Below are 23,610 nucleotides of genomic sequence, written 5' to 3' on the forward strand. Positions count from 1 at the left end.
ATAAACATATCTGACACTCGTTATCCCGAGTTCAGGTTAAGTAAACCATGAACAGTTAACTTCAATACTCGTTATCAGCTAAATTGTCATGGTGGCAACTTGATATATATCAAGTTTAATCAAATAAAAAGGGCTAAATCAATATAAGATTTAACCCTAATAATTTATTTTATTGTTCCAGTTTAAGTCACTCTGAAACCATACTGGTTGAGTTTATTCTGTTAAAGGACAAACTTTTGGGTCTTGTACTTCTGCTCCTCGAAAGATAATAGATTGACCCATGGCTGCTCGAGCAATGAGTTCACCAATAATTTCGACTTTTGCCCCAACACCCAATTGCAGATCCGTTTCAGGGTTAAGTGTAAGGCTTACATCTTGATTGACTTTAAACACGCTATTATTACCCACAACCACTTTAGCTAATTCGGCAATGGTCACATTCGCGTTAGCGATAAGCGTTGCATTAGGTTCAACAATCAAAGAGGCATCGGCATTAATACTGATATCAGCATTAATTTCAGTGTAACCAATAATACTGATATCTTCACTGTAGCTGGTGACGGTATCGATACTCCCCGCAACACCATTATGCCAAATGTTCTCACCTAAGTTATCAAGCCAGATGTAGCTAAAATCAAGCCATAAACCTAAGTTAGCATCATCGCCACGATCAAAGAACAAATGATTAATCAGTGCAATATCAACACTTCCCCACCAGTTGTATTCCACTGACACACGGTCATTAAAATACCCAGTTTCGGTTTGTTCGGCATAAATGTTGTACTCGGTATTACCTTCAAAGCGATTGTAATGGGCAGCAAAACTTGCAAGGCTAACCTGTTCGTTGTAATACAAGTGTATCGCACGAGTATTATTCATAAGCCATGAATGGGTGATATTCACATCACTGCTATCCCCAGCATAAATGCCCACTTCGGCATGAGAGAGATGAGTGTGTTTAATAACAACATGGCTACCAGCATGAGCTGCTAGCCCTTGCCATAAACCGCCATCTCTATCTTCTTCACGTAGGCCAATGTAAACCAAGTTATCTTCGCTACCTTGGCTGTTAAAATGACCACGTACATCCACTTGTGTGTCTATGCTGGTATAAAAACGGCTGCCGGCAGTTAAGTTAACGGTTAAATCTGCAGGTAGGGTTAATTCACTGGCAGTAACAATAATGCGGCCAGTCACCTCTACTGTGGCATCCTCATCGACAATAAATTCAGCTCCTTCCTCTACGATTAAGTCGCCATCAACATGTAGAGTCGAATCTGCGTCAATCGTTATACTCGAACCAGCACCAATGGTGACACTGTGGCTAGCATCAATTCTGGTTTCACCGATAATTCGAATACGGCGCTCAACAATGACATCGGTATCAATCGTCCCAGTATCGTAAACGTAACCGATATCATCTACACCTGCACCAAAGCGATCATGGTCGTGATCAACGGTTAAACCATAAGCGTGATCAAAAATCTTCGCCGCAATGTCTTCAGCCACAACCGTATTCCACCAGTTAAAACTGGCATCGATATGCAAAGTTGAATTCTGGTCAACACTGTAAGCATAAATGTTGAAGGTATTATTGATAAATTGATTATATTGTACAATAAACGTGCTACCCGTATTTTGTATGGTTTCATAGACACGTACAGCATTGGTATTGTTAACAAAACGGCTATAACGGATATCGACATTAATGGCCATATCACTGTTTATATGGGCGTAAAGTCCATATTCTGCATGGCTAACTTGGGTATAAACCAATTGAATATTCGCGCCAGAATAAGCCGTAATGCCTTGCCAGCTGCCTAAGTGAGGTACATCAAGTGATGAGCCAAAATGGATCTCATTACCTTCGATACCATTGCCAATTAAGCTGCCATAGATATTAAGCTTCACATTGAGTCCCGAGCGAATATTCACCCCGGCACCAATACGCCACTCCCCATAGACATTAATGATGGCAGCATCTTCAATCGTGATTCTGGCGCCGTCTTCGATGATCCAACGACCCGCTTGAGCAACGGTTAAGGTCACACCAGCGCCAATGGTAATATGGCTGCCAGCAGTAACACGTACCACTTGATCTGTAGTTATGTGAGTATTACCGATAAAGGTAAAGTCACCATCAAGTACGGTTTCGTTATCAATAATCAGCTCATCAGGCCAAATCCATGCAATGGCATTATCAATAATGTCATCGATATCGATTGAGCCACGATATTGACCATAATTAATCATCAAACCATCACTAGCATCTTGATGATCATAAATCTTAGCTAAGATCTCACCCACACGGGTGCTATTCCACCAGTTAAAACGCGCATCGATAACAGTGGTTGAGCTGTGGTTATTGCTATGGCTACCGTGAATATGAAAATCATTACTCATAAACTGGTTATAATGCAGCACTAAGCTTGAGCCTGTATTGCTATAACCTTCATACACATATATACCATAAGTGTTTTCAATAAAGCGGCTGTATTTAATATCAATAATCTGGCTATTAATGCTGTGATTAATATCCACATAAACACCATATTGTGCATGGAGGATTTGGGTATACCTTAAGGTCACCTTAGCGTTGGCATGTGCATGAATACCATACCAACTGCCAGCACTGGGCGCCTCAACTGACGAACCAAAGTGAATTTCACTGCCTTCAAGCCCATTACCAATCAAGCTACCATACACATTGATACGCGCATTTAGGCCCGATGTCACTGTCACGCCAGCGCCAATTATCCATTCTCCGTAAACGTCGACACTGCCACCATCTTCGATTGTGACACTGCCCCCCTCTTCGATGATAAATTGGCCACCTAAGGCAATGGTCAGTTTGACCCCTGCGCCAATGTTGATATGGCTGCCAGCCTTAACCCGCACCACTTGGTCAGCAACAATATGGGTATTACCGATAAAGGTATAATCACCATCAAGTAGGGTTTCACCATCAACAATTAAACTCTCAGGCCAAATCCATGCAATGGCATTGTCGATAATATCATCGATAGCACTTGAGCCACGAAACTGTCCATAGTTGATGAACATACCGTACGTGGCATCTTGATAATCATAAATTTTACTGGTGATCTCACTAATATCAATGCTATTCCACCAGTTATAGCGGGCATCTATCACGGTTGTCGATGTATGACTACCGTTATGAGTGGCATAGAGGTGTAAATTATTATCAATAAATTGATTATACTGCAATACAGGTGCAAGCCCTGTGTTCTCATAACCTTCTAAAATACGTACACCATGGGTGTTGCCCACAAAGCGGCTGTATTGAATGTCAATAACTTGGGCATTACTGCTGTTATCGATATAAGCATAAATACCATATAACGCATGGCTTATTTGAGTGTATCTTAGTGAAACATTGGCATTAGCATAAGCCGTTATACCATTCCAACTATTAATACTCGAATCAGCCAGTGACGACCTGAAATAAATCTCATGATCTTCAATACCGTTACCGATAAGGCGACCATAAACATTAATATCAACATTCGCGCCTGATTTGATATGAACCCCAGCAGCAATTATCCATTCACCGTAAACCTCAACACTGCCACCATCTTCGATTGTAACACTGGCACCCTCTTCGATAATAAATTGGCCACCGAGTTTTACCGTCAAATCAACCCCCGAAGCAAGGGTAATATGGCTACCGGCTTTGACCCGCACAACTTGGTTAGCAGCGATCTCAGTGTTACCAACAATGTTGTAATCACCATTTAGCACTGTTTCACCATCAATAATAAGGCTATCTGGCCAACTCCAAGCAATCACATTGTCAAGGATGTCATCAATCGCAGTAGAACCACGATATTGGCCATAATTAATATTCATCCCATATCGAGTGTCCATATGGTCATATATCTTTGCCATAATGTCGCTAATATCGCTGCTGTTCCACCAGTTAAAGCGCGCATCAATCACGGTTGTCGATGTATGGCTACCGTTATGGGTGGCATACACATTGACGGTATTATCAATGAATTGGTTATAGCTAATAACAGCTGCGAGACCATTATTGTCATAGCCTTCATAGAAACGTACGCCATTGGTGTTTGCAACAAAACGACTATATTGAATATCAATCACTTGGTTATTAGCACTGTTATTGATATGGGCATAAACCCCATATAATGCATGGCGGATTTGGGTATATTTGAGTTGCACTGTCGCTGTGCCATAGGCAGTAATGCCCTGCCAGCTGCCCAGTGTCGGCGCCGTTAATGACGAAGCAAACAAGATCTCATTATCTAAAGCGCCATTGCCGATTAAGCTACCGTAAACCTGAATATGGCCATTAAGACCAGACAGCACTCTGGCCCCAGCCTCTAGCTCCCAGTCACCATACACCTTCACTTGAACATCATCAGATAGGCTTAATTTACCGCCGTCTTCAAGTATTAACTTGCCGCCGACAGCGATAGTTAATGTCATGCCGGCAGCTAGCCTGACATGACGTCCGGCTTTGATCCGCACTATCTCACCTTCGGCAATATTGATATCGCTGCTGATTAAATAGTTGGCATCCAGCACATATTCGCCATCGATTAGTCTCGACTCGGGCCACTCAAAATCAATCAGGGCATCGAAATAATCATTAAACTCTCGAGAGAGGCGATAAGGCGATAAATTCACCTGCATACCTTGAGCGTTATTCTCGCTATAAACTAACTTAGCGCTGATATCTTCAAGCGTCGTTGCCCCCCACCAGTTATAGCGGGCATCGACCGTGGTGTTACGATAACGATTACTGTCTATGGTCTTTAGATTAATGTCATTATCAATAAAATCACTGTAAATAATTGATGGGGCAAAGCGGGTCGTTTTTTGATATGAATAAGCATCTTCTAGCGTTATGCCAGTAACGTTCTCGCTAAAACGGCTATAGGAGACATTAATATCAGCAACCAGACCATTGCTATTATAAAGGTAAACATACAGCCCAGATGCCGTATGACTGACTTGGGTGTAAGTCAGTGTGACCTTAGAGCCAGAGTAGGCTTTTATCCCTTCCCAGTTATTTTTCTCTAATACTGCTTGAGAAGAGCCAAAAGTAATAAAATTATCGGTGCGGCCCGTACTAATGAGCTGGCCATAAATATGTAACCACACATCATCGGCAATATGCACTTGTGTGCCAGCGGCGATATTCCAAATGCCTGAGGCGGCCACGTTAACCGTAGCACCATAGGCCACGTTAATACTAGCATTCTCGCCCACATCCCAAGTGCCTAAGACAACGACTTTCGCGCCAGCTTCAAGAACAATGTGAACACCATCTTCAATAATCAGTTGGGCGCCCAAAGCCACTGTCAGGGTTTTACCCGCTTTAATGGTTAAATTGCTACCAGCCTTCACCCGCACAATCTGACCCGATGTGATGCTGGTATCACCGACTAGGGTAAACTGACCATCAAGAATGTGCTGATCTTCTTGTTCACCAGAGGCTTGTATTAAGATATCAGGGAAGTAATAGTGAATTAGATTAAGTCCGATATCGGCAATATCACTGGATAAACGATACTGACTATAGTCAACTGGCATGCCTGTTGTGCTGGCCTGTTTATCGACAATTTTAGTGGCTATGTCAGCAAAGTCGCTGGTGTTCCACCAGTTATAGCGCGCATCGACGCTTGCACCACCAGTAACTTTATCTTGAGTGTAAAGGTGAATATCGTTATCGACAAAATCATTATATTGAATCGATGCGCTAATGTAATTATGACCGTAGGCATCCTCAAGACGTATACCGTTCACGTTTTCATTAAAATAACTGTGATTAACGTTTAATACTGCTTGTGATGTAGACGTAGTGGAATTGGTATTTAAATAAAGCCAGAGTCCATAGTTAGCATGCTTGATTTGGGTGTAGCTGAGGTTTATATTAGGTTTCCCGAAGGCTACAATACCTATCCACCTGCCTTTCTCTGGCGTTTCAAATGATGAGCCAAAATACACAAGGTTGTCTTCGGTGCCTTGCGCCTTAAGGGTACCGACGATATTGAGTTGTACATTGAGCGCCGAGAGTACTTGCGTGCCCGCATTTAGTTGCCAAGTCGCACCTGCTGCTATCGTTACATTGGCACTGTGACCAAAGTTCAACTTAGCATTTTCAGCCACTGCCCAAGAGCCTGCTGATACCTTAATCTTGCTACTGGCACCAAAAGAGAGCTCTGCATTATCAGCAACAGACCAAGTACCAGCGCTATTAATCACGGCGCCATCTTCAACAATCAGCTTAGCGCCATCTTCGATGATGAAGCTTGACCCTGCCACTATCGTTAAGGTTTTACCCGCTTTAATGGTTAACTGATGGCCAGCTTGCAATACAATTTCTTGGCTTGCCTTGGTGCTAGTATTGCCTTCTATAATACTGTTGTTTTCTAATCGATAACCTTTTGTTTCTTCATACAGGGCATCAGGGAAGTGATAGTAAATCAGATTCTGCGGAATATCAGCAATATCATTGGATAAGCGATATTGACTATAGTCAACTGGCATGCCTGTTGTGCTGGCCCTTTTTATCGACAATTTTAGCGGCAATATCAGCAAACTCGGTGGTGCTCCACCAGTTATAGCGCGCATCGACGCTTGCACCACCAGTAACTTTATCTTGAGTGTAAAGGTGAATATCGTTATCGACAAAATCATTATATTGAATCGATGCGCTAATGTAATTATGACCGTAGGCATCCTCAAGACGTATACCGTTCACGTTTTCATTAAAATAACTGTGATTAACGTTTAATACTGCTTGTGATGTAGACGTAGTGGAATTGGTATTTAAATAAAGCCAGAGTCCATAGTTAGCATGCTTGATTTGGGTGTAGCTGAGGTTTATATTAGGTTTCCCGAAGGCTACAATACCTATCCACCTGCCTTTCTCTGGCGTTTCAAATGATGAGCCAAAATACACAAGGTTGTCTTCGGTGCCTTGCGCCTTAAGGGTACCGACGATATTGAGTTGTACATTGAGCGCCGAGAGTACTTGCGTGCCCGCATTTAGTTGCCAAGTCGCACCTGCTGCTATCGTTACATTGGCACTGTGACCAAAGTTCAACTTAGCATTTTCAGCCACTGCCCAAGAGCCTGCTGATACCTTAATCTTGCTACTGGCACCAAAAGAGAGCTCTGCATTATCAGCAACAGACCAAGTACCAGCGCTATTAATCACGGCGCCATCTTCAACAATCAGCTTAGCGCCATCTTCGATGATGAAGCTTGACCCTGCCACTATCGTTAAGGTTTTACCCGCTTTAATGGTTAACTGATGGCCAGCTTGCAATACAATTTCTTGGCTTGCCTTGGTGCTAGTATTGCCTTCTATAATACTGTTGTTTTCTAATCGATAACCTTTTGTTTCTTCATACAGGGCATCAGGGAAGTGATAGTAAATCAGATTCTGCGGAATATCAGCAATATCATTGGATAAGCGATATTGACTATAGTCAACTGGCATGCCTGTTGTGCTGGCCTTTTTATCGACAATTTTAGCGGCAATATCAGCAAACTCGGTGGTGCTCCACCAGTTATAGCGCGCATCGACGCTTGCACCACCAGTAACTTTATCTTGAGTGTAAAGGTGAATATCGTTATCGACAAAATCATTATATTGAATCGATGCGCTAATGTAATTATGACCGTAGGCATCCTCAAGACGTATACCGTTCACGTTTTCATTAAAATAACTGTGATTAACGTTTAATACTGCTTGTGATGTAGACGTAGTGGAATTGGTATTTAAATAAAGCCAGAGTCCATAGTTAGCATGCTTGATTTGGGTGTAGCTGAGGTTTATATTAGGTTTCCCGAAGGCTACAATACCTATCCACCTGCCTTTCTCTGGCGTTTCAAATGATGAGCCAAAATACACAAGGTTGTCTTCGGTGCCTTGCGCCTTAAGGGTACCGACGATATTGAGTTGTACATTGAGCGCCGAGAGTACTTGCGTGCCCGCATTTAGTTGCCAAGTCGCACCTGCTGCTATCGTTACATTGGCACTGTGACCAAAGTTCAACTTAGCATTTTCAGCCACTGCCCAAGAGCCTGCTGATACCTTAATCTTGCTACTGGCACCAAAAGAGAGCTCTGCATTATCAGCAACAGACCAAGTACCAGCGCTATTAATCACGGCGCCATCTTCAACAATCAGCTTAGCGCCATCTTCGATGATGAAGCTTGACCCTGCCACTATCGTTAAGGTTTTACCCGCTTTAATGGTTAACTGATGGCCAGCTTGCAATACAATTTCTTGGCTTGCCTTGGTGCTAGTATTGCCTTCTATAATACTGTTGTTTTCTAATCGATAACCTTTTGTTTCTTCATACAGGGCATCAGGGAAGTGATAGTAAATCAGATTCTGCGGAATATCAGCAATATCATTGGATAAGCGATATTGACTATAGTCAACTGGCATGCCTGTTGTGCTGGCCTTTTATCGACAATTTTAGCGGCAATATCAGCAAACTCGGTGGTGCTCCACCAGTTATAGCGCGCATCGACGCTTGCACCACCAGTAACTTTATCTTGAGTGTAAAGGTGAATATCGTTATCGACAAAATCATTATATTGAATCGATGCGCTAATGTAATTATGACCGTAGGCATCCTCAAGACGTATACCGTTCACGTTTTCATTAAAATAACTGTGATTAACGTTTAATACTGCTTGTGATGTAGACGTAGTGGAATTGGTATTTAAATAAAGCCAGAGTCCATAGTTAGCATGCTTGATTTGGGTGTAGCTGAGGTTTATATTAGGTTTCCCGAAGGCTACAATACCTATCCACCTGCCTTTCTCTGGCGTTTCAAATGATGAGCCAAAATACACAAGGTTGTCTTCGGTGCCTTGCGCCTTAAGGGTACCGACGATATTGAGTTGTACATTGAGCGCCGAGAGTACTTGCGTGCCCGCATTTAGTTGCCAAGTCGCACCTGCTGCTATCGTTACATTGGCACTGTGACCAAAGTTCAACTTAGCATTTTCAGCCACTGCCCAAGAGCCTGCTGATACCTTAATCTTGCTACTGGCACCAAAAGAGAGCTCTGCATTATCAGCAACAGACCAAGTACCAGCGCTATTAATCACGGCGCCATCTTCAACAATCAGCTTAGCGCCATCTTCGATGATGAAGCTTGACCCTGCCACTATCGTTAAGGTTTTACCCGCTTTAATGGTTAACTGATGGCCAGCTTGCAATACAATTTCTTGGCTTGCCTTGGTGCTAGTATTGCCTTCTATAATACTGTTGTTTTCTAATCGATAACCTTTTGTTTCTTCATACAGGGCATCAGGGAAGTGATAGTAAATCAGATTCTGCGGAATATCAGCAATATCATTGGATAAGCGATATTGACTATAGTCAACCAGCATGCCTGTTGTGCTGGCCTTTTTATCGACAATTTTAGCGGCAATATCAGTAAAGTCTGTGGTGTTCCACCAGTTATAGCGCGCATCGACGCTTGCACCACCAGTAACTTTATCTTGAGTGTAAAGGTGGATGTCGTTATCGACAAAATCATTATATTGAATCGATGCGCTAATGTAATTAGCGCCGTAGGCATCCTCAAGACGTATACCGTTCACGTTTTCATTAAAATAACTGTGATTAACGTTTAATACTGCTTGTGATGTAGACGTAGTGGAATAAGTATTTAAATAAAACCAGAGACCATAGTTAGCATGCTTGATTTGGGTGTAGCTGAGGTAAATTCTAGATTTACTCATGGCTTTAATGCCAAACCACCTACCTTTCTCTGGCGTTTCGAATGATGAGCCAAAGTACACCCGGTTATCTTGGGTACCGACAGCGTAAAGTCTACCGTAGATATTGAGTTGTACGTTGAGTGCCGAGAGCACTTGCGTGCCCGCATTTAGTTGCCAAGTCGCGCCTGCTGCTACCGTTATATTGGCACTGTCTTCAAGCTCGACTTTAGCGCCTTCTTCAATGATTAGCTGTGCGCCAGAGGCTAGATTAAGCTTAACCCCTGCTTTAATGGTTAAGGTATTACCTGCTTTAAGCGTTAAGATTTGCCCTGAGCTTATATTGAGGTTGGCCACCGCATAATAGTCGTTAAATAAGCCATATTCGCCATCGATTAACAGCTCAGTAGGCAAGCTTATTGCTAAACTGCGCTCTTGCGTGCTTTGCATACTGGCCGAAAAATAATTGTCGCTGTAGTCGACATTTAGTCCTAATGGGCTTTGACGGCTATCGAATATTTTCGAGGCGACAGTCACTGCCAAGGCAGAATCCCACCAGTTATAACGGGCATCTATCTGGGTCGCCATCATAGGGCTACCGCCCATGGCATATAGATGATGATTCTGAGTACCGATAAACTGGTTATATTGCAGGTTCGCAGTCAAAGGTATTTGATTATTAAGTTGATAAAAAAACGCCCCATAGCTGTTATTAATAAAGCGGCTATGCTCGACATTAATTTGAGTGTCGTTGTCACTGGCGTCATCATTGATGACCGTGAGGTTTGCGTAAATACCCGTTACCGCATGGCTAATTTGGGTATAACTTAAGTTAACCTTCGCGCCGCTGTTAGCATATATACCTTGCCAACTACTGTGAGTCGGACTGGCGAGAGAGGAAGTAAAGCGGGTTTCATTACCTGCAAGTCCTTGACTCAGTAAGCTGCCATAAACTTCAATTTTTGCACCACTGTCAACATTAACATTAACCCCATCTTTAATAATCAACTCAGCGCCGGAGTCGATAGCCAGGGTGATCCCAGCGGCTAATGTGACTTGCGCATCGGCATTAACGATCATGCGATCGCCAGCATTGATGTGGGTATCTTGATTAATGATCCAATCATCTGGCGCATACAAATCTTCAGCATGGGCCGTTTGGGTAAATAACAGCGCCAATGAAAGCCCACATATGCCACTTAACGTTATGTGGGAACGCGAAGGGGAAATGGTCGCCAGCGAGCGACGATACAATGGGATTATCACGTCGTTGTTATTACTCGTTTCTTGAATCTCAGCGCTGGGTACGCGCGAGCAACTTGAACGAGTGAAATTAGGCCAAATAAATTGAATGAGTTTTCGCAAGATAATATCCTTTTAATTGTTCTTGGCTAGTGTGGTCACTATTCCATAGTGACTTTTTGCTCTAACAGAGAATGCCGAAGAACTTTAATGTTAATTTAAATCAGTTGGAGTCGAGCTGTATCATCTGGTGTAAATCTGGCGTCCACTCCTTTTGCTTATGCTTTTACATGAGTTGCAAAAGTCCAATTAACTATCGATTGACTGCCAGCCACTGCTCACTGGTTCATTGAAATGACAGCTAGGTATTGACAATAAGGCGGCTAATGTCGAGAGAAATGAAATTAATCGGCAACATTTTTTGATAAATATAAGGTGTTTGATTTAGGCAAGGATCGCGCGGCGACTTAAAGTCACGGAACATGAAATCAATAAGACATTGTTGGGGGGAGTAACTTTTAGCCTAACGAGGAATAACGCTTAAAAAGAAATACATTTTGATGCTGGGATCATCGGTAAAACGGGTTGAATACGACTATTACATTTTATTCAATGACGCTATATGGGCTAACGCGAGAGGAAAGTGACCTCCTGCTAACATTCCTTCACCGCTTGCCATTCTTGATACAGCGCCATACCAAAAGCCACCGTAACCGCCGCTAAAATACTGAATCCGATGACAGACATAATCACCGTTATGATATCTGTACCACCACTGTTTGTTATTATATTATTTGTCACCAAAATAATGTCTCTAAAAGTTAAATTTCTAGGATTATAAACAGCATCAGCTGAACTGATACTGAATCGTATGCTGTAAAAGTGAATTTTTAATCGCCTAGTATTATAAAATCAGCTAATCGATGTACAACACACAACTGCTCACTGCTGTAATATGGCGCGAAGATGCGGGGGGATATTATATCAAAAACACTTTAAATGCCCCTATTATTTTGCCACTAGAAATAATCTTAAACTTCCATGTTAATGATTCTTCTTTACACTCTAAATGTATCAGGAGATGTCATGGGAATTATTTTATGTAACATCGTTTATAGGGATATTATGAAAATAAAAAGTTTAGTTTTGGCGACGCTAATTGTTGCCGTAACCACTCCAACTCAAGCCGCCGTCAGTGCGTTTAGTCGCTCAAATTGTTATGTCCCTATTGCCGAGATTGGCTGGGAATCCGTGACTTGGGGCTGGCCGGAATCATATCGAGGCACCAGTACTTGGCATTTAAAGGACGGTGAACATCCTAACGATGCACATAATATGAAAGATGACTTTAGAACAACTTGGCGCTCATTCGTCGGTGACAGCCACGGACTCGCTAATGGCTGGGATAATAAATATACCGTAAAAGGGAAGCATTGGTGGTCGAAAAGCGTGCCACATAAGGGCTTGTTCTGGTTTAAGAACTCAGTCGCCACCGATTGCAATTTAAGCCAATGGTAAAGGAGGACATATGAAAAAACATAATTTTACCCTACTTGCGAGTATCTATGCTTGCACATTTTTCATTGCGAGCACTCACGCTGCGAATCCCGTGATTCACGACGATAATAACCCATTCATCACAGAACAAGCGCCCAATTCGCAGCTTGAACCAAGTGGTTTAATCGTATATTCCTTTGCCGAACATCCCAACAAGCTAACAGCAAGTGCTGATGGCACTGATTATATTACCCAAGCAAAAGAAACCAAAGAATACGGTTTTACCTTGGTTCATTCCTCCCAGATCCGTCAGTTTGATAAGGTGATCCGCCACTATAAAGATGGTGATATGGAATTTAAGCAAACCTTTAAACGCCCAATACTCGCCAATCAATCACACATTGATGCCCAAAAGCACTCGATGTCATTTGCTGGAAATGTTGCAAGTTTAGATCAAGCACTTAACGGCAAGTTTGAGCTACTGCACTCATCGCTCGGAGGAAACTTTATACCTGGCAAAGGTTGGGATCAGTTATCCAAGATAGTGAAAAGTAAGACCTTAGGTCATGTCATTATCGATATCATGACCTTTACCAAAGACAGTGGTTTGATCATGGATCAAGATGCGGTTAATTTTTATGTTAACGGCAATCCAGGGATTTTAATTGTTATGGAAGACGACAGTGGTCGCGCAGAAACCTCTTTAACTTGGGCTGACAATGAAAAATCATACACCGTTGAGTTAGATAAGAATGTGAACGCCAATAACCTGATGATTCCATTTAAAGATCTCATCCAAAAAATCTCAACACATAACATCCCGATGGAACGTCTGTAATATTCACTCCCCGCTTGTGAGCGGGGACTTTCACATAAATTGACAATTAAAGTCACACTCTCGGTTCATTAACCTTGATAACCTAAGGTGCTGGCTAAGAGTCCACAACCAATCAAGCTCAGCCCTGCTGAGCGATTGACCCACAGGTTCAGTTTATCTGAGCGCAGCATAGGCGCAATAATATGAGCCAATCCTGCATAGCAAAGTAATATCATCGCAACTATCACCAGAAATATAGGCCCGAGTATGGCTAATTGTGGCAATAATGGCTCCTTAGCCACGATAAATTGGGGGAAAAAAGCAATAAAAAAGCCGATAATTTTAGGGTTTAGCATGGTGATGATGAACGCTTGAGTAAACGCATTACGTTCATTTGAATGCTTCTTAGATAATACCTTGTCTTGACTGGCCAGTTGCTGCCAGCCCAAATAGATTAAATAAATAACCCCTAGCCATTTAACCCACTCAAATACTAATTCTGAGCTGGACAATAGCGGACCCAATCCCATCATCGTGATGCTCAGTAAAATAGCATCAGCTGTAACAACCCCTAAGGTGGCAGCTGCTGCCTGAGCAAAATTTTGCTGTAATGCCCTTAATATCACCATCAGCATAGATGGACCTGGAATAAGTGTGATTAACACCGTGGCTGCGATAAAACTGAATAACATACTCGCTCCTTAAATAACAATGATGGTTTCTAGGAAAGTCAAAAACGTGCTAGACAACCCATGTCGTGATGCTTTTATTGAAAGCTATCGTGACATATTCACAGACTTGATCATTCGCACTCACTATAAAGTGAATTAAGTTGTATTATTAGATGAGATACATTAGTTTTACTGTTCGATTAAATGAGATAATTAGATGATTGATGAATTAAAAGCCATGGCTATTTTTGCCCATACTGTCGATGAAGGTTCTTTTCGTCGTGCGGCACGTATATTGGGACTTTCACCCTCTGTCGTCAGTCATCATATTAAGCATTTAGAGCGGCGCTTAGGGGTGGCACTACTTTATCGCTCAACACGAAAATTATCATTAACCTCAGCAGGAGCACTATTTTACCCATCTTGCCGTGATATGTTACTCGCAGCAAATAGCGGCTTAACACAGATAAATCAAGACTGTGAACAACCTACTGGCTGTTTAAAAATCACCTTACCATCGATGTTGAGTCAAGCCTCCATAATGGAGAACATCGCGACATTTATTCGCTTATATCCCAAGATTGAATTACAACTGAACTTTAGTGATCGGGCGGTCGATTTGATTAATGAAGGCATAGACATGGCGATTCGTATCGGGCCATTAAAAGACAGCGCGTTGAAAGCACGTTTGCTTTTTACCATGCCGAGAGCTTTAGTCATGTCAGCCGAATTTGCACAACAATATCCATGTAACATGATCAATGACCCCAATGACTTAGTCCAACTTCCTTGGATTGGTTTATCGGTGCGTACCACCAAGAAAGTATTTTTAGGCCCTCAACAACAACGGTTGGAGATCGCTGTTAATAGTCAAGTCACCGTGGATGATTTACACGCGCAAATAAGCCTAGCTAAAGCAGGTTTAGGGCTCATTACCCCTCCCCTATTTATGGTTCAAGAGGCATTAGCTACTGGTCAATTAACGCCACTATTGAAAGCTTGGCAGCCCGAGCCTCTGGGGGTTTACATCGTTTGGCCTGCTCAAGCCAAAGCGAATAGCTTAACTCAGCGACTGATCCAAACATTAACGGCCCCAGAAAGCCCCCGTTAACGATATTAAACTGGCAACCTATGCTGTTTTACCTTATTGATCTGCTGGCGTAAATTAAGCGGCGCCGCTTCTATCAATTTACTGTGTAAGTCTAACGCCTTGTATTTGGAGGTATTAAAGTCTAAGGTTGTCCATGTCGCCTTGTGTTGTTTCTCTGTTTCAATGAATTGTTTTTTCAGTAATGTTTCAAATAATGCCCGACATTTTTTAAATGCATTCGAACTTAATTGTCTATCCTTTGGGGTTTGAGCTAACTCAGCCATTTGGCCAAAAAATAACGATTTGTCATAGGGTTCATATTGCTGCTCATCCATTAATTTTTCAACTTGATGGAGTAAATGCCCTGTTTTTGTACTGATGCTAGTATCTAGACCATTCATCACATCAAGCTGTTGCCCAAACCTAGTAAACATATCAAGATAATCTTGGTTGTTTTTATTAAAAAATACACTCCAAGGGTTATTGGGACTAGTTTGCTCATCAATCTCTTTATCTGCCATTTTATATAAATTATTAAACCTAACTAGCGTATACATAATGTCTGTTGAAGAGATACTTTCATGAATGACCACTTCATCGGTATGCTCTAATTTATATTTAGCATTTACTTTTATCGCAACCGGTGTATGAGCAGAGATACTGCCGCTTAATGACATAGTGCCACCAAGATAAACGCGATAAAATTGATGTCCATTGGACAAGTGATCATTTTTATCACCCTTCGCATCAATAAATGATTGATCACTTGGCATAAAACACCGGGTTTGAAATGTCAGTTTTGCACCAGCTCCTAAGGTTGGCATGACATTCAAATCCACCACATGTTGTAAGTTAAATTCCGCTAATTTTGCATTAAGAGGCGCGGCAATATCAGTCGCTGACAGCATGGTAGCCATTGAAGTCGAACCACTAAGAGTCACTAAAACGTCATGGTAATGCCCTTTACGCACTCGACTGGGATGATCAAACTCACGATTTATCTTGGTAACATCCAACTTGATGCCTGCCACATTCACCGAAAAAGTGGTGGTTGTGTCTTCTCTTATTTGATTAACCTCTTGTTTTATTTTATTTAAGTCATTCAACTTGGTCTGCGAGTATTCAAAATCAGAATGATTTAAGACATTGAAACATTCCGTCAGATTTTGTTTGAGAAGCGGACTCTCTACATTTTTAGCGAGGATGGCTAAATAAGCATGTGATGCATAAAAGCACTGTAATTGCTGATGGCGACCTACGTTGCCATATTTGTTTTCAACCGTGTGTTTTTTATTTGCAGACTCTGTAATGATAGAATTATTTAAGTGTTTATTTTTTTTGGTATAATCTTTATTTTTAACTGCTGAATTATAGGTTTCTATATCACTTTTAAGTTCTGCTAAATGGGATAATAATTCGGAAGTCGAGAAAAGATAAGGCTTCACAAAAGTGCTATACACCAACGGCTTAATTTTTACCGCTAAATGTTCATCCTTTTCCATAAACGAATAAAAATCATTATTCACCAATTCATGGGAATTATTTTTTATTAATTCGACATCCGCTTTCGCCCCAATAAATAACGCAGCATCCACTTTAACATCGGCGCCGACTTTAGCGCTAACTTCATGTCGATAACCAGCTTTGTACGTTTTACTTTTAGACGATAATAGTAATGCTTGTAAATCCGTTAAGTTCGCGGAATTCAATTCGCTATTAGTGTGACGGGCATATTTACCTAACAAATTTTCAATGTCTAACTCTGCATTTTTAAGTTGTTGTGTTTTCCTCTGCAGAGACTTATCTTGACTTGTATATTCAACAAGATGCTTAATGCTGGCAAATTTTTTAAAATTAATTCGTTGATAAGAACTGCTTAATTTGGCTTTCAATCCAAAGGTTCCCACAGCGGCAATAGATGATTTACATCCAGCCCAAGCAGACATTGAGACAATATTACTCTCTTTAACATAAATAGAGCCTTCATCATTGGTATCGACTTGCTGCCGATATCGATATTTTACCCCTGCTCCTGCGACTTCGACGTCTGCCGCCCCCGTCCCCATGCTTGCTGCAAAATTCGCACTGACTGTTATGCCATTCATTTTTTTCGCTCCAGGATTTACCAATCCTGCCAACTTTGCTTCTGCTCGTGGTAATTGATTTTTTTGATTATTTTTAATAGTCTTTATATGTTCAAAATATGAAAGCGTTTTATACAAACGTTTAGCTTCAGTTAAGCTCAATGCGTCAACTTTATTGTTATTGTTATGACTATTTTGTGTTTCAATAAATAACCCCAGTTCATTCCCTAATCGCTTTATTTGCTGAATGGTATTACTGAGTTTAGTATCGTCATGCTCCTGTTGAACGTGAGATGACCTGCTTTTCTCTATTTTCGCTTTAGGGGAGTGATGGCGCGAATGCGCTGTTGACTGGATAGGCGCACGGTAATGATTGGTATTAATCAACATATCAACTAACTGCTAATGAAATATTTCCCTGCATAATACAAATCTTTCATTAACAAAATATGACAATTACGATAAAAACATTCACTTTCACTTATCTTTTTGTTATTTAAAGGCATCAAAAACATAAAAAGCCAGTGTAAGCTAGGCCGACACTGACTTTTTATTTACTTAATAATGTTTATAGAAACATTAATTTAGCCTGGTATAACATTCGTTGCGCATGGACCTTTTTGCCCTTCGCCAACATCAAACTCAACAGACTGACCGTCATTTAGTGTGGCATAACCACCACCACTGCGGATTTCAGAATGATGAACAAATAGGTCTTTACCGCCATCTTCAGGGGTAATAAATCCAAAACCTTTGTCTGCGTTGAACCACTTAACTGTACCTTTACTCATATTCGACTCTTTATTTTAAAATATTGAATTATCGCAGTCTTCTGCCACAGCAGTATAGTGCAAAACACGACGAAAACTGAAACTATTATCTCAAACTTTGGTTTATTCGCTGCCTTTTAACTCGTTTTCCGACATAACAGTAGAGATAACTTGATACAGGCACGTTTATTTGGGTAATGATATTGCCTAAAATCACCAAAAAAAGTCCAGAGGTTGAATAAACAGTCCAGCTATACCCCTCAAAAAAGCTCGATGTGGCTAAGGCTATAATAGGTGTGATCAACAAAAGGTACGCTGCTTGATTAGCTCCTAACTTATCAACTAGCATCAAGTAAGCTGTAAAACCTAAAACAGATGCAGGTATAGCCAAATACATTAAACTCATAAGATATCTGCTACTCGTGTCCAGATCAAAACTTAACCCTTTGAAACTGATAATGAAAAACAAGGCTATACAAGCATACACCATAGCGTAACTGGTCGCGGTATAGGGCTGAATATTATTGCGGCTATTATAAAGACTGATCATGTTTCCCATAGAAAAACACCAAGTACCTAATAGCGAAAGCAGTAAACCATAAAGCAGCTCTATCGACCAATTCGCTTTAATCAAATCAGCGCCAAATAACAGCACTATACCACTTAAGCCCACCACCACACCTAACCAAAAATTAGCCTTGATGGGAGTGCCGTAAATAAGCTTACCATGCAATGCATTAAACACCGGAGCGGTTGCCATTACCACCGCTGTCAATCCGCTAGCAATATAGTGTGTCGAACCATAAAACGCTAGAAAATTGCAACAAAACAAACACAGTCCTTGCAGTGCAAAAAACAGATGCTGCCTCTTCGTGGTATTTTGCAGTTTTTTGAACACCACACCAGACACCAACATCAAGGTTGCTGCAATAGTAAATCGATAAAAAATAGACACTTCTGTGGGCGTCTCTCCCTCTTGCCACTTAATCGCAATCCATGAAAAACCCCAAACAAAAATCATTAATCCATATAACACCGCTGTCATAGCATACTCTATCGTAACCATTAGATTGGGCTTAGTGTGATGCTAATGCCATGGAAAGTATGTCACTATCAAGGGACAGTTAACACAATATTGCGGTTAGTTTTGCCACACGATTGTGAGCGTTAATGCAAAACGTTAATATGAACTCATGAACAAAAATCAAAATACACACGTCAGTTTTAATGAATCGCATAAACTGTGTTTTCGCCGACATACATTAACCGAAAAACTCAGTTGGGCCCATTATCAGAACAGCCAAGAGCGACTGTTTTATGCCAATGACCAACAACACACCTTGAGTATGTATTTGTCCGGTGGCTATGAAACTCATCGAACCGATATTCAGTCAGATTTTGGTGCACCGGGTCGATTCTGCTTAATGCCTAAAGGCAGTGAAAGCCATTGGCAGTTAGGCACACCACAACAGTTTATGCATCTCTATTTCGATGACCATTATCTTAAACAACTGGCGCTTAACGTTTTCGATATCGATCCTCGAACGCTGATATTGCCAGAACTAACCTTTTTTAAACATCCGGGTCTTGAATCCTTATTCCGCAACAATATGGTCGATACTAATTGGCAAAATGAAAGCCCATTAACACTGAAACAAGCCACTGACACCATCTTAATCTCCATGCTGCATAGCAGTGGTATAACCAAAACCGTTAACACATTAACAGGTGGGCTATCGCCACGTATCGCGGGCATGGTGAGGGAGTTTATTCATGCACATTTTCACCGACAAATTTACCTTTCAGAGCTTGCCAATATAGCCAAGCTTAGTGAATATCATTTTTGCCGTATGTTCAAGGAAAGCTTTGCCCGTACTCCACAAGAATATTTAACTTACATTAGAATTGAGCAAGTTAAATACTCATTAAGTCATTCCTCCCATAGCTTGACAGAAATAGCACTCGCTTGTGGTTTTTCAAACCAAAGTCATATGGGTCGATACTTTAAAAAACAAACCGGGATCACCCCAAAGGCATTTCAAAAAATGCAGCTGAGCTAAAAAGTGATATGAATAGCGCATCAATCATAAAAATTAATAGTTGCAATCATGTCTGAAAGTGTTTAGTTTAAATGGGTCTGCTGGCAACAATGCTAGCGATAATTTTTTGAGTCCTTAGACTCCCTTAACGTTAATAGAGAACATATTATGATAAAGCGTCTGAACACTGTGCATCATCACCATACGCGGTAGCCTTCGGAAGCTCACTGCCGAAGGACTATGTTCCTTCTGGCGGTTGATTTAACAATATCAAGAACCCCTGGAAGGAATTCCGGGGGTTTTTTCGTTTTAGCTTATTTAACTGATAAATAAAAATTTAATCTCAGTTAAATACACACAAAATAGATAGATAGTTAAATCAACTTATAGGAATGTCATCATGTCAGAGTCAAACAGATTACGTATCGCTATTCAGAAATCAGGTCGCCTTTCTAAAGAATCCATGAAGCTGTTAAGAAGCTGTGGTGTCAAATTTAATATCAATGAACAACGCCTTATCGCCCACTCAGATAACTTACCCATTGATTTATTACGTGTGCGTGATGATGATATTCCAGGTTTAGTGATGGATGGGGTAGTTGACTTAGGGATCATAGGCGAGAATGTACTCGAAGAGGAACAAATTGAGAGAGAGCGTTTAGACAAGCCATCAAATTGTATTAAATTACGTGAACTCGATTTCGGCGCATGCCGCCTCTCTTTAGCTGTCCCGAACGAATTTAAGTACCAAGATGCAACGTCATTAGAAGGTCTTCGTATTGCCACCTCATACCCTAATTTACTGCGTCGTTATATGCAGAAAAAAGGGATCACTTACAGTGATTGCATGCTCAAGGGTTCTGTTGAAGTCGCGCCGCGCGCAGGATTGTCTGACGCCATCTGCGATCTGGTGTCTACTGGCGCAACATTAGAAGCTAACGGCCTATATGAAACTGAGGTGATCTACCGCTCCAATGCGTGTATTATTCAATCTTCAGAAGAGAAAACCCCATCAAAACAAGCGCTAATAGAAAAAATATTATCTCGTATCAATGGTGTTGTACGCGCGAAAGAGAGTAAGTATATTCTTCTACATGCACCAACAGACAAATTAGATCAAATCGTCGCCCTACTTCCTGGCGCTGAAAACCCAACGATATTACCACTCAACGATGACACCAATCGGGTCGCTATCCACGCCGTCAGTACCGAAGATCTGTTCTGGGACACCATGGAAGCGCTCACTCAACTGGGTGCCAGCTCAATTCTTGTTATGCCCATTGAAAAGATGATGGGATAACATCATGGAAATCCTCAACTGGTCACAATTAACGGCTGATGAGCAACACGCAGCATTAACTCGCTCTCCTTTAGTCGGCGATGTTTCTCTGGAACAAAGCGTTGTTAATATTATCAATCGCGTACAGCAAGATAAAGATGCCGCGCTGACAGCTTATAATCTTCAATTTGACGATTTCAGTAGCGATAAACTACACATCACCCTTGATGAGATCACCGCTGCTTGTCAGCGCGTCACACCTGAGATTAAAAATGCGATCGAGCAAGCAATCACCAATATCGATACCTTCCACAACGCGCAACAATTCGTGCCCATTAATGTTGAAACTCAAACGGGGATCCGTTGTGAGTTAAGATCTGAAGCCATCGAAAAAGTCGGTTTATACATTCCAGGCGGCAGTGCACCGTTAATTTCAACCGTGCTCATGCTAGCCATTCCAGCAAAAATTGCAGGATGCCAGCAAAGAGTGCTGGTCTCGCCCCCACCGATCGATGACGCCATTATCTATGCAGCCAACGCGTGCGGGATCACTGAGATATTTCAAGTGGGCGGCGCACACGCCATTGCCGCGTTGGCATTCGGCACCGAAAGTATTCCAGCAGTAGACAAAATTTTTGGCCCTGGAAACCGTTATGTAACCGAAGCAAAGCGTCTTATTTCACAAGACCGTCGCTGTATTGTCAGTATTGATATGCCAGCTGGGCCCTCTGAAGTGCTCGTTATTGCAGACCGTCATGCTAACCCAGATTTTATTGCCGCCGATCTGCTGTCACAAGCTGAACATGGTCCCGATTCTCAGGTGATGCTGCTTACTGACTCAGAAAGCTTAGCCAAGCAGGTTAATCAGTCACTCAAGCAGCAATTAGCACAACTCAGTCGCCAAGATATCGCCGCAGCAGCATTAAATGCCAGCCGCACCTTACTGGTGAATAATATGAATGAGGCGGTGAATGTCGCTAACCGTTATGGCCCTGAACATTTAATCATACAAACACAAGCACCACGTGAGTTGCTTAACACGATCCGCGCAGCAGGATCTGTTTTTCTAGGGGCTTATACACCTGAATCTGTAGGGGATTACGCCAGTGGTACCAACCACGTATTGCCAACCTATGGCTATAGCCGCAGTGTCTCCAGCTTATCGCTTGCCGATTTTTCGCGCCGCTTTACGGTGCAGGAACTGACTTTAGATGGCTTAAAAAACATAAGTCACACTGTCATGACGCTTGCCGCAGCTGAGCAACTTGATGGCCATAAAAATGCCATTGCAATTCGCTTAGCATCATTCAATGAGGAAACCTAATCATGAATAAGCCACCACTGAACCTGGCCCAACGTCTTGCCCGTACTGAGCTGTTGGATCTTGAAGTCTATCAATCAGCAAGGCGCATTGGTGGCCAGGGGGATGTATGGATCAATGCCAACGAATCCCCTTTTAATAATACTAATATCGCCAATATAAACCGTTACCCACAGTGTCAACCACCTGAGCTAATCTCAGCTTACGCCACATATTCTGGTGTCAGCGAAGATAGCATTATCACCAGCCGCGGCGCCGATGAAGCGATTGAGCTGCTTATTCGCACTTTTTGCCACCCAGGAGTCGATTCAATCGCTTGCTTTGGTCCCACTTATGGCATGTACGCCATCAGTGCCAACACATTTAATGTAAAGGTAAAAGCACTTGGGCTGACGCCTGAATATCAATTACCTGATGATATTATGACGCAAACTCAAGGGGCCAAACTCGTGTTCATCTGCAACCCCAATAACCCAACAGGCACGGTGATCGAAACAGCAGATATCGAACAAATCATCAAGAATATGCCCGAGAGCATCATTGTTGTAGATGAGGCCTACATTGAGTTTTGCCCAGACTACAGCGTGGCTAAATTGATTAACAAATATGACAACTTAGTTGTATTACGAACCTTGTCTAAAGCTTTTGCGCTCGCGGGGCTGCGTTGCGGCTTCCTGCTCGCAAACCCACAAATTTGTGATCTGGTGATGCGCGTCATCGCGCCCTACCCTGTGCCTGTGCCCGTGTCCCAAATCGCCACGGCAGCCCTCAGTCATGAAGGGATTGCGTTAATTCGGGAACAAGTTGGTCACTTAAAAGTCTGCGGCGCGCAGTTAACCCACGCACTGCACAGCATTGGTGCAGAGGTCTTGCCCGCAAACGGCAACTTTGTGTTGGCTAAATTTAACACTCAAGTATCAAGCGAGCGTCTGCAAGAAGCGGGGATCGTCACTCGCGCTTACCAAGATCCTAGGTTGGCTAACTGTATTCGCTTTAGTTTTAGCGATAAAGCTGATACCGAGACAATAATTAACATATTAACCCAATAGGTTACAGGATCCA

Annotated in this window: 15 protein-coding genes; 7 read left to right on the plus strand and 8 right to left on the minus strand. The window is 42.0% G+C overall.

Annotated elements, in window-relative coordinates; genetic code table 11:
• Positions 1–213: 213 nt before the first annotated feature.
• The 4 genes from HQQ94_RS13420 to HQQ94_RS13435 all read right to left on the minus strand — a co-directional run bounded on the left by HQQ94_RS13420 (position 214) and on the right by HQQ94_RS13435 (position 11,781).
• The gene (locus HQQ94_RS13420; protein ID WP_173294896.1) at positions 214–6,621 is read right to left on the minus strand and encodes a hypothetical protein; all 6,408 of its coding nucleotides are present in this window, start codon (positions 6,619–6,621) and stop codon (positions 214–216) included.
• On the minus strand, positions 6,527–8,452 hold the full coding sequence (locus HQQ94_RS13425; RefSeq protein ID WP_173294897.1) for a hypothetical protein: 1,926 nt from the start codon (positions 8,450–8,452) through the stop codon (positions 6,527–6,529). The genes HQQ94_RS13420 and HQQ94_RS13425 overlap by 95 nt, the downstream gene beginning before the upstream one ends.
• Entirely contained in the window at positions 8,389–11,103 is a 2,715-nt protein-coding gene (locus HQQ94_RS13430) for a hypothetical protein (protein ID WP_173294898.1), read from the minus strand. Before HQQ94_RS13430 ends, HQQ94_RS13425 begins: the two co-directional genes overlap by 64 nt.
• 531 nt (positions 11,104–11,634) lie before the next feature.
• Positions 11,635–11,781 carry a hypothetical protein gene (locus HQQ94_RS13435; RefSeq protein ID WP_173294899.1) on the minus strand — a complete coding sequence of 49 codons (147 nt, stop codon included), beginning with the start codon at positions 11,779–11,781 and terminating at the stop codon, positions 11,635–11,637.
• Between the two features lie 285 nt (positions 11,782–12,066).
• Between HQQ94_RS13435 and HQQ94_RS13440 the strand changes: the two genes are divergently transcribed.
• Both HQQ94_RS13440 and HQQ94_RS13445 read left to right on the plus strand, forming a co-directional pair.
• Positions 12,067–12,498 carry a hypothetical protein gene (locus tag HQQ94_RS13440; RefSeq protein WP_173294900.1) on the plus strand — a complete coding sequence of 144 codons (432 nt, stop codon included), beginning with the start codon at positions 12,067–12,069 and terminating at the stop codon, positions 12,496–12,498.
• A gap of 10 nt (positions 12,499–12,508) precedes the next feature.
• Positions 12,509–13,315 (plus strand): hypothetical protein, encoded by an 807-nt coding sequence (locus tag HQQ94_RS13445; RefSeq protein ID WP_173294901.1) that lies wholly within the window; start codon positions 12,509–12,511, stop codon positions 13,313–13,315.
• 68 nt (positions 13,316–13,383) lie between these two features.
• On the opposite strand, the gene HQQ94_RS13450 is transcribed toward HQQ94_RS13445, so the two are convergent.
• The gene (locus tag HQQ94_RS13450) at positions 13,384–13,986 is read right to left on the minus strand and encodes a LysE family translocator (protein ID WP_173294902.1); all 603 of its coding nucleotides are present in this window, start codon (positions 13,984–13,986) and stop codon (positions 13,384–13,386) included.
• A gap of 196 nt (positions 13,987–14,182) precedes the next feature.
• Between HQQ94_RS13450 and HQQ94_RS13455 the strand changes: the two genes are divergently transcribed.
• Positions 14,183–15,076, plus strand: a complete 894-nt coding sequence (locus HQQ94_RS13455; RefSeq protein WP_173294903.1) for a LysR family transcriptional regulator — start codon at positions 14,183–14,185, stop codon at positions 15,074–15,076.
• A gap of 5 nt (positions 15,077–15,081) precedes the next feature.
• Here the strand turns inward: HQQ94_RS13455 and HQQ94_RS13460 are convergent, their stop codons facing one another.
• The 3 genes from HQQ94_RS13460 to HQQ94_RS13470 all read right to left on the minus strand — a co-directional run bounded on the left by HQQ94_RS13460 (position 15,082) and on the right by HQQ94_RS13470 (position 18,954).
• Positions 15,082–17,529, minus strand: coding sequence for a hypothetical protein (locus tag HQQ94_RS13460; protein WP_173294904.1), 2,448 nt, complete (start codon positions 17,527–17,529; stop codon positions 15,082–15,084).
• A gap of 194 nt (positions 17,530–17,723) precedes the next feature.
• The gene (locus tag HQQ94_RS13465; RefSeq protein ID WP_143563685.1) at positions 17,724–17,930 is read right to left on the minus strand and encodes a cold-shock protein; all 207 of its coding nucleotides are present in this window, start codon (positions 17,928–17,930) and stop codon (positions 17,724–17,726) included.
• A gap of 85 nt (positions 17,931–18,015) precedes the next feature.
• Positions 18,016–18,954 (minus strand): DMT family transporter, encoded by a 939-nt coding sequence (locus tag HQQ94_RS13470; protein WP_173294905.1) that lies wholly within the window; start codon positions 18,952–18,954, stop codon positions 18,016–18,018.
• A gap of 148 nt (positions 18,955–19,102) precedes the next feature.
• Here HQQ94_RS13470 and HQQ94_RS13475 point away from each other — a divergent pair, with 148 nt between their 5' ends.
• From HQQ94_RS13475 to hisC, 4 genes are all read left to right on the plus strand, one after another.
• A complete protein-coding gene (locus HQQ94_RS13475; protein ID WP_173294906.1) occupies positions 19,103–19,969 on the plus strand; it encodes an AraC family transcriptional regulator in 867 nt (288 codons plus the stop codon).
• 379 nt (positions 19,970–20,348) lie between these two features.
• Positions 20,349–21,248, plus strand: coding sequence for an ATP phosphoribosyltransferase (gene hisG / locus HQQ94_RS13480; RefSeq protein ID WP_173294907.1), 900 nt, complete (start codon positions 20,349–20,351; stop codon positions 21,246–21,248).
• 4 nt (positions 21,249–21,252) lie between these two features.
• A complete protein-coding gene (gene hisD, locus HQQ94_RS13485; RefSeq protein WP_173294908.1) occupies positions 21,253–22,551 on the plus strand; it encodes a histidinol dehydrogenase in 1,299 nt (432 codons plus the stop codon).
• A 2-nt stretch (positions 22,552–22,553) separates the two neighbouring features.
• Positions 22,554–23,597 carry a histidinol-phosphate transaminase gene (gene hisC, locus HQQ94_RS13490; protein WP_173294909.1) on the plus strand — a complete coding sequence of 348 codons (1,044 nt, stop codon included), beginning with the start codon at positions 22,554–22,556 and terminating at the stop codon, positions 23,595–23,597.
• Positions 23,598–23,610: the final 13 nt, after the last annotated feature.

It is taken from the genome of Shewanella sp. VB17 (genome assembly GCF_013248905.1).
In the GTDB taxonomy this organism is placed as follows: Bacteria; Pseudomonadota; Gammaproteobacteria; order Enterobacterales; family Shewanellaceae; genus Shewanella.

Excerpts from the sequence above, each read along its gene's own strand:
- HQQ94_RS13420 (WP_173294896.1), bottom strand. The coding sequence starts at position 6,621 with ATGCGCGCTATAACTGGTGGAGCACCACCGAGTTTGCTGATATTGCCG.
- HQQ94_RS13425 (WP_173294897.1), bottom strand. The coding sequence starts at position 8,452 with ATGCCAGTTGACTATAGTCAATATCGCTTATCCAATGATATTGCTGAT.
- HQQ94_RS13440 (WP_173294900.1), top strand. The coding sequence starts at position 12,067 with ATGGGAATTATTTTATGTAACATCGTTTATAGGGATATTATGAAAATA.
- HQQ94_RS13445 (WP_173294901.1), top strand. The coding sequence starts at position 12,509 with ATGAAAAAACATAATTTTACCCTACTTGCGAGTATCTATGCTTGCACA.
- HQQ94_RS13450 (WP_173294902.1), bottom strand. The coding sequence starts at position 13,986 with ATGTTATTCAGTTTTATCGCAGCCACGGTGTTAATCACACTTATTCCA.
- HQQ94_RS13455 (WP_173294903.1), top strand. The coding sequence starts at position 14,183 with ATGATTGATGAATTAAAAGCCATGGCTATTTTTGCCCATACTGTCGAT.
- HQQ94_RS13460 (WP_173294904.1), bottom strand. The coding sequence starts at position 17,529 with ATGTTGATTAATACCAATCATTACCGTGCGCCTATCCAGTCAACAGCG.
- HQQ94_RS13465 (WP_143563685.1), bottom strand. The coding sequence starts at position 17,930 with ATGAGTAAAGGTACAGTTAAGTGGTTCAACGCAGACAAAGGTTTTGGA.
- HQQ94_RS13470 (WP_173294905.1), bottom strand. The coding sequence starts at position 18,954 with ATGACAGCGGTGTTATATGGATTAATGATTTTTGTTTGGGGTTTTTCA.
- HQQ94_RS13475 (WP_173294906.1), top strand. The coding sequence starts at position 19,103 with ATGAACAAAAATCAAAATACACACGTCAGTTTTAATGAATCGCATAAA.
- hisG (WP_173294907.1), top strand. The coding sequence starts at position 20,349 with ATGTCAGAGTCAAACAGATTACGTATCGCTATTCAGAAATCAGGTCGC.
- hisD (WP_173294908.1), top strand. The coding sequence starts at position 21,253 with ATGGAAATCCTCAACTGGTCACAATTAACGGCTGATGAGCAACACGCA.
- hisC (WP_173294909.1), top strand. The coding sequence starts at position 22,554 with ATGAATAAGCCACCACTGAACCTGGCCCAACGTCTTGCCCGTACTGAG.